Raw genomic sequence first — 16,156 nt, 5'->3', positions numbered from 1 at the left:
ATAATCATTTAAAGTTTATTAATTACCATCCCGGATTTTGTGTCAACGTTCCGTTTGAAAGCGTGATCTCAGTATTAGGAATCTGCATAAATCCTCTAGTAGCTTTAATCTGAGCAGCATCATAAGTTACTTGATCCGGCACGTTGGCACTCTTCACTGTTTGCGCTGAAGCTGCAATTACATTTGCAGCGTTGTCTATTCCTGTTCTCAACAAATCCCAATAACGGATACCTTCAAAAGCAAACTCAAATTTACGCTCTGTCATAATATCATCCTGAGTAATTGATGCTACTTCATCTAAACCTGCACGTGTATGCACTTTATTGAAATATTCCAAGGTATTTGAAGAACCTAGTTCAGCTGCCATAAGCAGTACATCTGCATATCTAATTAATATATAATCCTGATCCTGAGATATCTGAAAATCTTTTGCCCCACCGGTATCCGATGTTCCATCTGGCAATGCTGTCGGGGTGTATTTTTTCACGGTATACCCTGTATATTCACGCTGATCATTAATATCAAATGAACTTTCAATTCCTTCACCAACTATATCGATAACAGAAGCTGTCCTACGGGTATCTCCTGATGGAAAAGAATTAACATATTGAGGATTTACAGTACAAGCACCCCAGCCTTTACCATAAGGAGAGAAATTTGTATTACGCATCCCCATCATCACAAGCCAACGATTTCCATCCGTATTTCCGTTATAGTCTGTTGTGCTGTTAAATTTTTGAGCGAATACAACTTCTACATTCCCTTTACCTGCATAAGCTGACTTATCCAATGTATTATTATCCTCATCTGGAACATAACTTGCAGCAGGCCAAAGCGTTTTAAAATCAGTAACAAGATCAAACTCGTTACTGGAAATTACATCTTCAAGTCCTTCTAATACATATTGTTTGGTTATACCCAGATCGTCTTTGCCATAATAGCCTGTATAAAACAAATAAACACGAGCTAACATTGCTTTTGCAGCATAACGTGTCACACGCCCGTCATTCGTAGCAGACTCCGCTCTGGGATATGCATCTGCAGGTATATTCTCTGCAGCAAATATAAGATCGCTAACGATCAGCTTATACGTATCATAAGGATTTGCCTGAGGAACATATTCCTTGGTAGGTACACTCAATAAAGGAATATTTTCAAAGAGACGAACCATATCAAAGTACTCTATTGCCCTTAAAAAACGTGCTTCACCTTCAATGCGGTTCTTTACTATTGAATCAGTAGTAGCATCGCCGGAATCCCATTTTTCTAAACCCGGAAGTTTTTGCAACAAGGAGTTACAACGGAAGATAGCCTCATAATACTTACCCCAAGTATCGATTAAGATACTATTATCTGCTGGAGACTGACTTATATCAAATCTATCTACCAATTGTAAACCTCTGCCGTCATTAGCACCACCACCACCAAAGCATTCGTCGGATGCAACTCCAGAAAGTAAATAAATAGAAAATGCAGTACTCTTTACTTGATAACCATCATAACAACCCACCAATGCCATTTCCGCATCAGCCTGTGTTTTGTAAAAGTTTGTGCTGGAAAGAATTGTTTTCGATTCCACATCCAGAAAGGTATCTGAACAGGATGAAAAAACACCTGTGACTATCAATCCAGCTATCAATATATATAATTTGAATCTTTTCATAATAATTTTCATTTAATTCTTCTAAAATTTAAGATTAACTCCAAATATTACAGTCCTGGGACGTGGATAGTATCCTAAATCAACACCGGAAACCCAATTTTCAACCCCATATCCAATCTCAGGATCCATACCATTATATTTGGTAAATGTAAATGCATTTTGTACAGAACAATATAAACGACACTGACTGATGGTTTTTATCTGAATCAAATCAGCAAAGTCATAACCCAGGTTAATGTTACTTATACGTAAATAATTTCCGGAGTGTAAATACATGTCAGAGAACACCCAGTTAATGTTATTTGTAGTTACACGTGGAATTCGGTTTGAAGTACCTTCTCCAGTCCACCGCTGTAATATAGCTGTTGTATAATTGGACTGACCACCAATCTGGCCATACGACTGAACTATTTTGTTACCCGTTACACCGGAAGCATCAACGCGAAAATCAAAATTTTTATACTCACAATTAAATGTAAAACCACCAGTTATTTTAGGCATTCCGTTTCCTAAATCCACTTTGTCATTGTCATCAATAACACCATCTGTGTTTTGATCAACAAATTTAACATCACCTGGCATAACTTCAGACTGCAAAATTCCTTTTCCCTCAGCTTTCCATGCTGCTATGTCTGCTCCACTCTGGAAAAGTCCATCGGTTTGATAACCTCTGAAATATCCAATGGCATGCCCATTTTCAGCACGATAAAACTCTGGTGAATTAGCGTAAAGCATGTTGCTCAATCCATGAATCATTCCATCCGATGTTTTAATCACACCTACAGTATTCTTATTGTAAGCACCATTCACTCCGACTGAATATTTAAAATCGCCCATATGATCGTTCCAGGTAACAGACAATTCAACACCTTTGTTTTTCACTCCTCCTCCATTAATCCATGGAGCATCTGCTCCTGCTGTGGCTGGAATAGGAGGTTGTACTATCCAATCTTTTGTATCTTTAATATAAAAATCACCGCTTACTCCCAAACGCGCTTTCAATAAATAGGCATCAAAACCAATGTCAGTCTGCTGTGATGTTTCCCATTGCAGGCCTGGATTTGCCAATGCTTTCTGAAATGCACCTGGAGTATTTACCCCAGCATTACCAAAGTTGTAAAATGCTGCCGGATTTTCACCAGAAACTGCGGTTGAAGTACTAACAAGTGAGGCAAATCTTAAATCAGGAACTGCCTGATTACCAACCTGTCCCCAGCTAACACGTAATTTTAGTTGATCAAGCCAATTATTTGTTGAGGCCATAAAAGGCTCATTGCTAATGGTCCAGCCTGCAGAAACAGATGGGAAATAGCCCCATTGGTAGCCATGAGCAAATCTGGACGAACCATCAGCTCTGAATGTTGCATTAAGTATGTATTTCTCTTTGTAGTTATAGCCTAATCTTCCAAAATAAGAAAGACGTCGATAATGTAAATTAGGTGCGCCACCAACTTCTTTTGTAGTTATAATTGTGCGATTATCAGGATCAGTCTCATCTTCTAAATGAGCTTTTCCTGTAGTATTATCTAAATAAGCGTGATCAAAATCATCGAATTGCGATAATAGATTCCAGTTACTAGCAGACATACTTACCCCTTCTGATTTTAAAGCTTCAGATCCGATTAACACATTGAAAGCATGTTCGTTATTTAATTTAAAATCATAACCAACTGTATTTGTCCACGTTAGCGAAATTCCACTATTCATACTCTGGCGAATCGTTTCATGATCTGTATTATACGAATAAATCGAAAATTGATATAATGGTGTAAAACTACGGCTATTGCCAGAATAATAATTAACACCAAAAGTTGATCTAATCTTCATATTTTTAATCGGCTGAAGTTCTGCATAAACGTCACCAAAAACTTTTTGGTTTCTATTCAAACTATGATTAGTCATCATTGCAGCATAAGGATTACCATCCCCTTTATTCCAATTGGAATTGCTGGTATCGTTAAAAGGACTGTCATAAATGTTATTATCACTATATACCGGCGATAAAGGCGAAACGTTAAAGGCTGAGCGTAAGGTATTATTATATTGGTTTCCAACACTAATCCCTTTATTATTAATATAATTCAAGTTTAAATGCTGCCCCACAACAAGTACATCATTGTATAATTTTTGTTCAGTGTTTGACCTGAACCCATAGCGTTCATAATTAGACACTCCCGAACCGCCAATAATACCTTCCTGTGAAACATAACTTAATGATATGGAATAGACTGAAGTTTCTGAACCACCATTAATATTAAAAGAGTAATTTTGGGTCTTTGCATTTTTTTTGATCATCTGATCCATCCAATCGGTATCGTAAGAATTCCCTTCCTTAGCATCCCAGTCGAATGGAGCGCGACCAGAATTTATCTCTTGCTCATCCATAATTATTTTATATTCCTGTGCATTCAGCAATGGAACTACTCGTTCAACATTTTGAAGTCCATAATAAGCATCAAAAGAGACTTGTGCTTTACCTTTCGTGCCTCTTTTTGTTGTAATAAGAACAACACCATTAGCAGACTGTGCACCGTAAATTGCAGCGGAAGCAGCATCTTTAAGAATATCAATAGACTGAATATCTGATGCATTTAAAGTTGAAATATCACCTTCGATCCCGTCAATGATATACAATGGCTTTGAATTTCCAATGGTACCCAAACCACGGATGGTCACTTTCACTTCTTCTCCAGGTTGTCCGGAAGAAGATGAAATATTCACACCGGGTGTTTTTCCTTGCAATGCCTGCAATGGGTTTGTGGTATTCATTTTAGCAATATCATCACCTTTAACATTGATAGTTGCCCCGGTAACCAATTTCTTCTTTTGCACACCGTAACCAATGGCAACCACTTCATCAAGGCTGGATACATCTTCAGCCAATATAATATTTATTACCTGCTGATTGGAGATAAGAACTTCCTGAGATCTAAATCCAATAAAAGAAAAAACAACGACATCGTTTTCGTTAACCTGAATAGAGTAGTTTCCATCAATATCGGTAATTCCACCAATTGTAGTTCCTTTTATAACTACATTCGTACCCGGTATTGGCGTATTGTCTGTCGCAGATACAACAACACCCGTTATGGTTCGCTCTGTCTGCCCATATGCCACAGTTGCTGAAAGCAACATTAGCGCAATTCCAGTAAAGATTAGCAACTGCCTTGATAACGATTGCACCGGAATTTTTAATTTCGCTTTTTTAATCATCATAGAAATCTGATTTAAATAAAACTCGGTTATTAAACATGTTGCAAATATATCACTGGTCTTACTCCAACTTGTTAAAATTTGTTAACGATAAGGGTTGAAATGATAACTCATGTGTCTTTTATGATACAAATTAATGTCGAAAATGTTAATTTAATACAATAAACTAGAATATTAAAATACTTTAAATCAGCAATATACGTCAATCATCTTATTTGCTCCGCATAAATACCATAAATTCACTACTGATCCCTAAAATATAAAAACCGCATAAAACGAATGTTTCATGCGGTTTTTATAATCAGATTGGTTCAAGATATACTTATTGGAGCTACAAACAATTTCAGGTTGTGAAATTTCTAATAAATTAATTGTCCCGTCCTTAAATTAGTTATTTTTCTGACAACCAATTTTAGAACAACTCAATCTATACTTTTTTAGTGCTTAAAGCAAAAGCCGCAAATGTAAGATATAGCGCCCCGCCTAAAATAACGATTACAGAACCTACCTGAGATCCCATCACATCAGATAGGATTCCCATCAGAAATGGAAGAACAGCACCACCAAAAACTCCGGTAATCATCAAACCAGAGATTTCATTACTTTTATCAGGACGAGCCTGAATAGCCATTCCAAAAATAATAGGGAAAATATTGGCAATGGAAAAACCAATAACACCAAAAATAGCAAAAATAGCATACTGGTTTTGCATAAAAATTAATATCACCAATGCAACTACCGCTGCTACAATATTTATTTTAAAGAATTTGGAAGAAGAAAATTTGGCTAAAATTATTGCACCTAAAAAGGCTCCCAAAGTACGTAATGCAAAATAAACACTTGGTCCGTAACCTGCTTCAATAGAACTTAGACCGCAACGCTCCATTAATATTTTAGATGAAGCGGTATTGATTCCCACATCAACACCTACAACAAACAATATCCCCAAGAATAACAACAGAATGGTTTTATCTTTCAAAAGAGCCATTACACTGCCAAACGAATTGGCTTTTTCTTCTATTCGATCTTCCTTTATTGTCGTTGCCAGTAGCCAAATAGTAGATAACAAGGTAATTAATGCATAAATAGGAAAGATATATTGCCAGTTATCAAGCTGAGAAGCAGCAAATGCAGCAATAAAAGGGGCACTAAATGATGAAATTGCTTTTACAAACTGTCCGGCAGTTAAACTGCTGGTTAGTCTGTCGCCTTTTACTACATTTGCGATTAACGGATTTAGAGATACCTGTAAGATGGTATTAGCAATACCCAGCAAAGCAAAAGCAATAAGAGACATTACAAATGAATACTCTATAAGTGGAATAAACATGGCCACAATAGTAATTGCATTACTCAATATCACTGTTTTTTTTCGGCCAATTTTATTCATCAACATCCCTGTTGGAATAGAAAAAAGCAAAAACATTGAGAAAAGTGCCACAGGAATAAGATTCGAAAGTGTATCTCTAAATGCCGGATCGTATCCACCCAAAAGATCTTCTTTTACATGAGCTGACGTGATACCAACCACATCGCAAAATCCCATTACAAAAAAGCCAAACAAAACCGGCATAATTTGCGAGATGTTTATTTTTTTATTTGTCATCGTCTTTACAAAATATTTTTATTAAAATCTAGAAACAACATACAGAAGAGGTTAACAAGTTTCTATTGATTCACGCTTTTCACACAATACCCAAAATAGCTTGGTTATTACATTAAAGGCAACACCTGCTCTATCTGCTTAAAGTAAGCATCATCCAACATACGGGCACTACCGATAATGGCAGCATCTTCTTTTAATCCTGAGATGGCAATTTGAACATCTACACCTTGTTTTTTCAATTCAGCTTCAAAGGCAGTACCAAACAAGTTATAAGCTCCGCTCACATTTCCTCCTATCACCAACATTTCGGCTCCAAAACTCTTTAACCAAGGCCCCAGGAATTCACCCATATTTGAGCCATACTCTTCCAAGAGACTTTTAGCTTTGGAATTTGTTGATGCAGCATCAGCAATAGGTTTTACCCCATTTACCTTTTTGCCCGATAACTCTTCCCAACAGGCAATGCACCATCGGGTTGAGAAATAATCATCTCCGATTCCATTTTTAAATGGAAGATGCCAAACACATCCCATAGACGGAACTCCTTCCCCTTCAACAACCGGAAGACCTTCCGCCACAAAGGCGGAACCAAAACCAGTGCCCAAAGTAATCGAAACGCTTTTCGTAACTTTTACCGCCTCACCCAACCATGCTTCTCCTGCAGCAAAGGCAGAAGCATCGTTCATAAAACGAAATGGTATTGAACCATTGGTTTGCAAACGATCGGCAAGCTCATTAGCCACATTAACGTTATAGAGCTTTTGAAATTTAGCCACCGATTCATCAAATAGAGCAATCCCTTTATCGTAGGCAAATGGACCAGGCATGGCAAAACCAACTCCTACAACATTTTCACGACCTGCTTTTTCAATCGTTGAAGCTATGGCATCCCTCCAACCGTTTAATATCTCATTAGCAGAAGCTTTATTATCTATCTTAATTTCAGTATGACTATCGGCTACAATATGCCCTTCGAACATATCAACCAATGCACAACTAATATGGCTTCCACCTATATCGGCACCTATCGCGTATTTTTTCATTTTTATTTTGATTGAATGAATATAGAATTGATTGTATGAGCTAATCCGTGTAACTCACAACTTGCTGTTTTTTTATGACATTATTTATTTTTCTCCATCACAAAATGAATTGCGACACCACCACTCTCTTTTAATTTAAATTTCAATGTTTTTGAGGCATCTACTTCGCTTTCCGACATTTTTACCTTAGTACAGGATTTTATTTTATCATCATCGGTATAAATACAGGCCTTATACTTCTTTCCATTCTCTAAAAAAGAAAGCGGAATCTCCACTTCGCGTGCTTCCTTATTCGTAATTGCCCCTGCAAACCACTCGCTACCTGATTTTCTGGCCACCGTAATATATTTACCTATTTCCCCGTTTACTACTTTGGTATCATCCCAAACTGTTTTTACGGCATCAAAAAAGGCAATCTCTTTTTCTCCTTTATAATCACTTGGAATATCATACCAGTACAAAAACTGTATGGGACTGTAATAGACAACTGAAAGCGCCAATTGGTGGGCATGAGTTGTTTTAATCTTTTTGTTATAGTAACAGATGGTATAATCACCAGCTCCGGCCAAATACCGTGTAAATGGTAAAATTGTATTGTGAGTAGCATCGGGCATTTCTTCGTTGCCGCGTATTCCTTCCTGAGTCATTAGGTTTGGATAAGTTCGGCTGAAACCAGTCGGACGGTATTCATCGTGAACATCAACCATTAATTGATATTCGGCAGCTTTTTTGATGGCTTCGTGGAGCCAGGCAGTCCAGCGGTTTGAGCCAATATGAACAAAACCAAATTTCACTCCTTTTATTCCCCATTTACGACATTGTTCAAATACTTCGTCCAGATGCTTATACAATGCCCGTTGATTCACATAGTAAAAAACACCAATTCCTTTGCCTGCCGCATAATTAACCAGTTCCTGCATATCCAAATCCCGATTTTCAGCAATGGTGGTTGCATCAGAAGTTACATCTACTTCGGATCCATACCAACCGGCATCAAGGTGCACATATTGCAGATTGCGTTCAACCGCGAAATCAATACACTCTTTTGCATCTTTGGTTGTAAGGTTCGAGCGAATCACTTTTCCCGGCTTAATCCATGATGTGTTTTTTAGTTGATTTTGTTCATTCAGATTCAATACAATATCATTATTTTCCAATAGTTCACCAGGTGTTTCGGCAACCATAATCACCCGCCACGGAGTAAAATAAGGTCTGACCGCATCCACTTTACCGTACATAGAAAGTTGAATGGCATTTGGTTTTTCATCGTCCAGAATAAACTTACCCCGACTGTAGTCAATCATTTGTGCTTCGAGTAATGCTACGTACAATCCGTTTTTCAGATTTATAGTCAAGGGACGCTCACATTCACCAGTCCAATTTTCCAAGGGCAAATAGCTGTATGGTCCCTGAGCCCAGGCTTCATACCAAGCCATGGTACCTTTGGGCAAAGAGTAACTGGTTTGCTCACCAACAATGTGTAAGAACAAACCGTTAGCCGTTTCCGGAAAATAGTAACGAAAAGCAAGACCTTCGTTATATACCCGTACAACAAGATCCATATTATAACTTCGCCGTTTATCGTAAGAGGTTCCTGCATGTCCCTCTACCAAATCACCAAGCGCTCCAAACTTGTTGAAATGAAGCACCATTTCGTTGTAGTTATTTTTTACCATACAGCGTTCGCCATACACCGGTTTCCAGTTTTCATCAACTGTATTTCGATCAACACCTTTAAAATCCAGATTTTCGCACCACAACTCACTGGGATCGTTTTCTATTCCTAAAGCCGATTCAAACAGCTTATTTTCAATCAGAACTCCCAGATCGGATTCCAAAACCACAGGTTTGCCATCAAAAAAAAGCTTATAGTGCATCTGTTTCTTTCCATTATCTGTACTTTTCTGGAAAAATTCAAACACATATTTTTCGTTGGGTGACTTTAAAACCTGTTTTGTGGATTCAATTACTTTTTGTGCATATATATTGCTGCTTACTACCAACAATACTAAAACCAAGCCTTTACTAAATTTAATCATAGCTATTTAATAATTGTCTTAATTAATTCTTTTTGAGTATCATAACTACTTTCGCAAACCTTCCTGTTAATTATTAGTGATGATTTTTTTGTTGGCGAATAAAGGCTAAAACTTACTATTGGCTGCCCTTGAAAAATAACATCTGCCCGCCCGTTAAAATCTTTTACCAGTGCTGTGTATTTAGACAACGCATGTATTAATACTTGTCCGTCTCTTCTTACATAGCTTCCATGAGTAACAAATAAATCGTTGATGTTTTCCACTTTTGATTTATCATCACCTTCATTAAAAGTAATTGCAGTAAGGTAGGCATCGGTTTCCCATCCGTTCATATTAATCATGCTGTTACGGTGCTTCAAACGTCCATCTGCCAGCAGGTTGAAATATACCTCGGTTATTTTTCCTTTTTGTGTGATGCGGACACCTAAGAAATTATTGCCTTGAAAACGCTCAATTACCGGCAAATTATCTTTGTTCTCTTCATCTTTCAGTGTAATGGCCGAAATAAATTTTGTTCGTTCCGTTTTCTCAAAATGGCTGATTGACCAATATGCTTGTTGTGTATTTCGATCTTTATAACCCAATTTCTCCTGCAAACGCATTAGCTCTGGAAAATCGTGGGGTAAACCACCATTGGGAAAGGTCTCTGGGAACAGAGGACGAACCAATACTTCGGCATTGCCATCTTTTACTGATAAGTCGAGACCATGGCGTTTCGACTCTCCATTGTAATGCAACAACCATTCAAATTGTCCGGGCTCATCAGCCAGTAGATCATCAACTACCAAAATAACATCACCTACCCAAATGAAACTTCTAAAATTACGTGATAAGATATGCGAATACGGCCCGGTTGCATTGGCTAAAAGATATTTAAAATCGTCTGTTCCTATTAAGTTATGAAGGCTTCCGGAATTGACTACTCCAAAATACGCATCTTTTGTTCGTTGACCCTCTCCATTAAATAAAACAACATTATGAGCGGCACTCTGACAATCGTATTGCGTGTAAAGCGGTGAACTATAACCTGAATGCCCTGAATCGATGATCAGGTTTTTTCCTTTATGAAAGAGAATATACGATCCGGCATCGGCGTGAGAATGGTTCCATGTAAAGCCTGATTTAACGGCTAAAAATGAAGCATCACTTTTCCAGGAATCGCGCAACATGCCCCATCCCATATCAGGATAGAGTTGTGTTATGGGCAGTTCCGGAACATAGTCCTTTTTCAAATCAGCAAGATCGGGATTTAGGATAAGTCCAGTTGCTGTATCAATCGTAAGTGCCTCTTTATCATCTCCATGGTTTGTTTGCTTGAGATACCAGGCATAACGATCTTTCTGAAAACCCAAATTCCAAAGCAAAAGCACGCAAGCATTTCCATTTCGATGGGAATTGCCATCACCAAAATTAACTACCATTGGCTCCTCACTTGAGTAATAAGTTGTTTGAATGAAGAAATCTGCCATAGGTTCCATCTGAGGAATATTGGGCATTTTTATTTTTGGAAGTACATTCTGATGTGCCAACCTGAAAAGCAGGTATTGCGAAAAACCAAAGTTGGCGTAATTAATGCTTTCGTAAAATCCGCCATTGCGACCGAATGATACCGGCTTGTTTTGCAGAACATTGCCTGCATAGTTAAACCACTCCACAGAATATTCAGAGATTTCTTCCGCCCACTTTTTAGCTTCCGGAATTTCGTTTCTCACAGCTAAGGCAGCAAAACCAGCCATATCCACACAACCACTCCACCAATTGTGCCCCATGGTATCAAAGGTGTGAATGTTGGTGTCGGAATTCAACCAATCATCCATAGCCGGCTTAATTCCTAAGCGCACTATCCCTTTTGCAATCTGCTTTCGTTCTGCCTGGCTTAAATATTCATAAGCACAATCGAAGCCAACAGATATAAAAAAACAAGCGTGAGCGGTTTCCAAACCACCCTTCCAAGCTGGGCTTCGCTGCAGTAATTCCCGACCTTCCCATGTTGTTCTTTCAGTTTCCCACAATAGGGTTTGTTTGAGTCGTTTGGCAAATCGGGTGTCGCCTGTCATACGATACACCAAGCCCAGTATCTGTAAATCAGGCGCACCATTCCTATCGCGTTTCAGCAAATCTTCGGCCTTTTGCAATTGTTTTTCCCAGGCTTCTTTTACCTCAACATCGGTCTTTATTTGTTCTTTCAGACGGGCGATATTAACGTCTGTATGCAACAAGTAACTGTGTTTCTGTGCAAACAGCGAATGGGTAATAAAACAAATAAGTGCAAATAGAAAAATCTTTCTCATAATCAATATCTTTTGAACTTAGTTTTTTGTGATTAGGAAACTTTGTTCGACTGGTTCTGCAGATTGAATTTTGGGCTCAATTATACGCCCGTACTGCCAGGCCACCACTGTTACCTTTATTGGAAATTTGCTGCGAGGTGGAATTTGGGAGAATACCAATTTTCCAGCTTTTACTTCAGCGGGACCTTCTTTTACGTAATAATAGACAGGCATCCCTGATGATGCCGTTGCACCCAACTTAATTGACTGTACGTTGGTTTGTTGATTTTCTATTGTCGGAAATTCAATAGTTTGCTGCATTCCTTCTTTATTGGCAATAGGGATACGCATATTGAACTGCTGAACAGTACTTTTATATTTTGCATCGCCAGGATGGCTGGCAATAAACCATATATCACCTGTTCGCTTTGAATTGTTGAAGCCCATGCGATAAAAATCCAACCTGAAAGCGGTGTCGTTGATTTTTTTTACGGGCCCACAAATTCTTGATATCAACGGGTTCCCATTAGCATGGTCATCTATTCTTCTACTTCGTATGGTATCAGTAAATACTGCTGTAAGATGAAATGTAATGCCATCTTTTTCGGGTTCAAATTTTCCTGCAATCCGCGCATGCGATTTTTCGTTAAAAGACAATAAATTACCATTTTGCATGTAACAAATGTATTGTTCTTTTTTGCCCCGTGTCCGGGCATAATATTGTTCAGTAGCTTCAGCTATTTCCTTATCGAAATACCAAAACGCATCATGCACATCGCCTATATATTGAAAAAGAGGTGCAGTATTTGCCCGCTTTTTCTGATTGGGATGCCATCTTTCTGCAAGCCAGCCATCATGTGGGTTTAGGTTTCTCAAAAGAACTGGTTTATCACCCGGCTGATTATCTGGCAAACGGTAGAATGCAGCCTTTTTCAGGAAAAGAGAGAGATAATCTACAACTTGGTCGGACACATCGAAATGCCCATGCCCTGCATCGCATAGAAAGGAAACACAACTTTCGGGATACATCATCCGAAAAGCTAACGCTGGGTTTACCCTGGCCTCCCACCATTCGTATTCACCTTCAACCATTAACCCTGGAATACCGTCGATATTACGATTCCTGCCCCATTCAAGATTTTCCCTGCCGTAACCTGTCAAGTTAGTCCGGGGTGCATCTCCATGATAGGAAATAACGGCTAAAGTCCTGTCGGGATTCCACGCTGCGAAGTTCCATGGGAAAGTTGCCATTGCCGAATGACCCAGCGGAACAACAGGGACATATTCCAGCTCCTGATACCCACTTGTTTCTGCCAGTGCTTTAACTATTGTGTCAAATACCTGTTGACAGCCGTTCCTTACATCCCATTGCTGGTCAATGCCAGGTGAAACCCAAACAATAGCGAAGCCTAATTCCAACATTTTTTTTCTAAAAGCGGGGTGTTCAAAAATGGTCTCCTCACACATGTTATGCTGGCCAAAAATCAAAGCTTTAACTTGCGTGCATTGCTCAGGTATCCACAAAAAGGCAGTAGGATGTTCGTTAGTTTCAGAAGAAACTATGCTTGTTATCGGTACCGACCATTGGTAAACGGCAGCATTGACAAATGGTGCAAAAGTTAAACAGATCCATATCAAAACAGTAATTTTCACTCTATTGCATTCCATCATAATTATCAATTCTTTATAAATTTAATTCGATTTTATCGATTCCTGATTATATATCAAATAAATACCCCCAATCCTTAAAGAAGAACAAAGTCTTCCTAAAATTCCGGGTAAAAGTCTTAGGGGATTTGGTGCATTAAATAGTAAAACACACCTAAATAATCGAACTCATGTTATATCACTTTTTAAACTTTATACCATCCGTATATTCACCAATCTTAACGCTACCGTCAGATGCATTCTCAATCAACTTACTGTTAATTTTTAAGTTTTTAAACTGAATATCTTTCACTAATCGGTCCTTATTATATCCATGAATGGTGGATGGGTTTGCACCATTTCCATTGTATTCAATATTTTCCAACGTAATATTTTCAATTCCCCGGCCAGAAGCTGAGCTGTATTTTGGATTATACACAACTCTGAAATGAAATAGCTGTCCTTCCTGAAAATCTTCAACACGGATGTTTTTGTAGCTCACATTTCTTACCAGATTATTATCAGCACAGGCTATAGACAAACACCCCTGATAGTTTCGATCATCTTCATCGTGTTCTAAAATATCGATATTGGTAAAAGTTATATTTTCAATGGTATCACCACCAGCTTCTGTATTTCCATGCCCTCCGATATTTATCGGATGTGCAATGTCGGCCCAAAGTGTTGAATTTTTAACTTGATAATTTTGAGCATTACCATAAAACTGCCATCGATGCCCGTAAATAGCGATACAATCGTCGGAATTTCGCATAAACACATCGTCAATTATTACATCTGAGCACGACATGAGGTCAATGCCATCGCTCCAGCCCTGGTTGCTAAACGATTTAATATTTCGCACAGTCAAACCAGTTGTTTGGCCTCCATATATTGTGTAATGTTTGGGATTAATGAATATGGGGCCGTCAATGGTCACATTTTGTGAATGACGAACTTCAACTCCCCTTTCCGGTTGAAAAACAATGCCATGCCCAACTATTTTTACATCATGCGCGGTATCAACCAACAACTTGGCTTTTATAACAGCACCTCCATCAACAAATACTGTTTTTCCTGAAGGGATGCGAAATACATCGCCAGGCAGGTCTTTGGGTTGATGAATACCTGGACCAAAATACATCACATTCGGATCATCTGGATCAGGTATGTCTTTCAGGATTGAATTGGCAAAAATATGCAGGTTTTGTAGCTTGTCGCCATTAACCTCAAGCGATATTTTGCGTGGCTGATCGAGCGTAAAAGTAATGATTCGCTCCTGTACTTTTGGAGTAATTCCATATGACAACGGACGGATTTGCACTGCGTTCACCAATCCATTATTCTTTCGAACCTGCACTTCAACCGTTCCGGTAAAATCGAATGAAACCATCGATGCAGTGCTTTGGGTGTCCATATCCACCCCAACTTTATACTCATAAAGATCTTTCCATTCGCCGCCAGGGGTGCGGACTTTCACTGTGAAATCATCGTTATGTGCTGAGTAAAACATTCCACCGGGAACTTCATAAGTGATGAGTTCCTGTGCCTGTAGCATGGTTGAAAAACCAAGAAAGAATATCCAAAATAAGTGTTTCATATGTCTATAATTTGTTTTTAAAATGCCAGGTAAACTCTCCATGATAGTCATCTCCGTGTGTAAAGAAAGAATTCCTCATGGCTCGTTTCATCTCTACTTCTTTTACTTATTAATAAATGAAGCTATCCCCTGTGGATTAACTTTTTTTATGTTCCAGTTTGCATCGAAATTTAAACTATCAAGGCAAAGTTGTCTAAGCACATAACTCTCTTTTTGAGGGAAAATACGATGGTAGAGCATATAGTCTTGACCGTTAAATGAGAATACGCAGTGATGACCGGGGCCATAAGTTGTACTATCAGCAGAGGTTTCAATAATAGGATTGTTTATACCTTTCTCAAAAGGACCAAAAGGACTCTTCGCTGTGGCATATCGAATGTTATAAGTATGATCTATTGCTTTCCCGTTAGAAAACATCAAATAATAAGTTCCATTCTTTTTCATCATGAAAGGTCCCTCGAAAAAGTCAGTAGGTGTTACGTCTAAAGGTTCTTTTAGGAAATCAACCATATTCTCGGCGAGAGGAACCATAAAACACTTACCATTCACCCAATTTAAACCTGAGCCCCAATATAGATAAGCTCGATTGTCATCATCGATAAAGCATTCCGCGTCGATCATGTGATATCCGGGAATCATATTGCCAGGAATAAGAGGAGAAGCGTCTTCTTTTGCATTTTTCCATGGTCCAAGAGGATGGCTTGCAGTTCCTACCCAAACCTCACTACCAACTGAAACATACATATAAAACTGCTCTTTAGTTCCCTGTATAACCGATGGCGCCCATACCATGCTGTTTCCTGATGTAGGACTGGTACAAGCCTTTTTGGTAGGCCAGTTGATGTGCTTCTGTTCAAATTGTTTGAAATCGGTGGTTTCAAATACTGCCAGTTCATCACTTCCCCATGGGTCGATAGTAGCATAAATGAAATACTTGCCTTCATATAAGACAATGGAAGGATCGGCAAAGTAACCGTCTACAATAGGATTTGATATTTTAGAGTCGGTTTTGGGACTGCAACCTAACAGATAAACACCTACCAAAATTAGAAGAGCCAAATTATTGATTTTCATTTTA

9 protein-coding genes are annotated in these 16,156 nt (G+C 38.5%); all 9 read right to left on the bottom strand.

Annotation, left to right across the window (positions count from 1 at the left end; translation table 11 throughout):
- Positions 1-22: 22 nt before the first annotated feature.
- The 9 genes from QUH73_RS05845 to QUH73_RS05805 all read right to left on the bottom strand — a co-directional run bounded on the left by QUH73_RS05845 (position 23) and on the right by QUH73_RS05805 (position 16,152).
- Positions 23-1,663 carry a RagB/SusD family nutrient uptake outer membrane protein gene (locus QUH73_RS05845; protein WP_289529515.1) on the bottom strand — a complete coding sequence of 547 codons (1,641 nt, stop codon included), beginning with the start codon at positions 1,661-1,663 and terminating at the stop codon, positions 23-25.
- 21 nt (positions 1,664-1,684) lie between these two features.
- Positions 1,685-4,879 (bottom strand): SusC/RagA family TonB-linked outer membrane protein, encoded by a 3,195-nt coding sequence (locus QUH73_RS05840; protein ID WP_289529514.1) that lies wholly within the window; start codon positions 4,877-4,879, stop codon positions 1,685-1,687.
- Between the two features lie 424 nt (positions 4,880-5,303).
- Positions 5,304-6,482: an MFS transporter gene (locus QUH73_RS05835; RefSeq protein WP_289529513.1), complete on the bottom strand. Its 1,179-nt coding sequence runs from the start codon at positions 6,480-6,482 to the stop codon at positions 5,304-5,306.
- A 107-nt stretch (positions 6,483-6,589) separates the two neighbouring features.
- Positions 6,590-7,525, bottom strand: a complete 936-nt coding sequence (locus QUH73_RS05830) for an ROK family protein (RefSeq protein ID WP_289529512.1) — start codon at positions 7,523-7,525, stop codon at positions 6,590-6,592.
- Between the two features lie 80 nt (positions 7,526-7,605).
- Positions 7,606-9,564 carry a glycoside hydrolase family 97 protein gene (locus QUH73_RS05825; RefSeq protein ID WP_289529511.1) on the bottom strand — a complete coding sequence of 653 codons (1,959 nt, stop codon included), beginning with the start codon at positions 9,562-9,564 and terminating at the stop codon, positions 7,606-7,608.
- Positions 9,565-9,566: 2 nt separating this feature from the next.
- On the bottom strand, positions 9,567-11,855 hold the full coding sequence (locus QUH73_RS05820) for a heparinase II/III domain-containing protein (RefSeq protein ID WP_289529510.1): 2,289 nt from the start codon (positions 11,853-11,855) through the stop codon (positions 9,567-9,569).
- 18 nt (positions 11,856-11,873) lie between these two features.
- A complete protein-coding gene (locus QUH73_RS05815) occupies positions 11,874-13,505 on the bottom strand; it encodes a hypothetical protein (protein ID WP_289529509.1) in 1,632 nt (543 codons plus the stop codon).
- Positions 13,506-13,680: 175 nt separating this feature from the next.
- Complete coding sequence (locus tag QUH73_RS05810; RefSeq protein WP_289529508.1) at positions 13,681-15,078, bottom strand: glycosyl hydrolase family 28 protein; 1,398 nt, start codon at positions 15,076-15,078, stop codon at positions 13,681-13,683.
- 102 nt (positions 15,079-15,180) lie between these two features.
- On the bottom strand, positions 15,181-16,152 hold the full coding sequence (locus tag QUH73_RS05805; protein WP_289529507.1) for a family 43 glycosylhydrolase: 972 nt from the start codon (positions 16,150-16,152) through the stop codon (positions 15,181-15,183).
- Between the last annotated feature and the right edge of the window lie 4 nt (positions 16,153-16,156).

This window comes from Labilibaculum sp. K2S (assembly GCF_030372765.1).
Taxonomy (GTDB): Bacteria; Bacteroidota; Bacteroidia; order Bacteroidales; family Marinifilaceae; genus Labilibaculum.
The sequence above is the reverse complement of the archived record's forward strand: the minus strand, read 5'-3'. Positions and strand labels throughout refer to the sequence as shown.

Coding starts and splice junctions, on each gene's coding strand:
- QUH73_RS05845 (WP_289529515.1), bottom strand. CDS start 1,663: ATGAAAAGATTCAAATTATATATATTGATAGCTGGATTGATAGTCACA.
- QUH73_RS05840 (WP_289529514.1), bottom strand. CDS start 4,879: ATGATGATTAAAAAAGCGAAATTAAAAATTCCGGTGCAATCGTTATCA.
- QUH73_RS05835 (WP_289529513.1), bottom strand. CDS start 6,482: ATGACAAATAAAAAAATAAACATCTCGCAAATTATGCCGGTTTTGTTT.
- QUH73_RS05830 (WP_289529512.1), bottom strand. CDS start 7,525: ATGAAAAAATACGCGATAGGTGCCGATATAGGTGGAAGCCATATTAGT.
- QUH73_RS05825 (WP_289529511.1), bottom strand. CDS start 9,564: ATGATTAAATTTAGTAAAGGCTTGGTTTTAGTATTGTTGGTAGTAAGC.
- QUH73_RS05820 (WP_289529510.1), bottom strand. CDS start 11,855: ATGAGAAAGATTTTTCTATTTGCACTTATTTGTTTTATTACCCATTCG.
- QUH73_RS05815 (WP_289529509.1), bottom strand. CDS start 13,505: ATGATGGAATGCAATAGAGTGAAAATTACTGTTTTGATATGGATCTGT.
- QUH73_RS05810 (WP_289529508.1), bottom strand. CDS start 15,078: ATGAAACACTTATTTTGGATATTCTTTCTTGGTTTTTCAACCATGCTA.
- QUH73_RS05805 (WP_289529507.1), bottom strand. CDS start 16,152: ATGAAAATCAATAATTTGGCTCTTCTAATTTTGGTAGGTGTTTATCTG.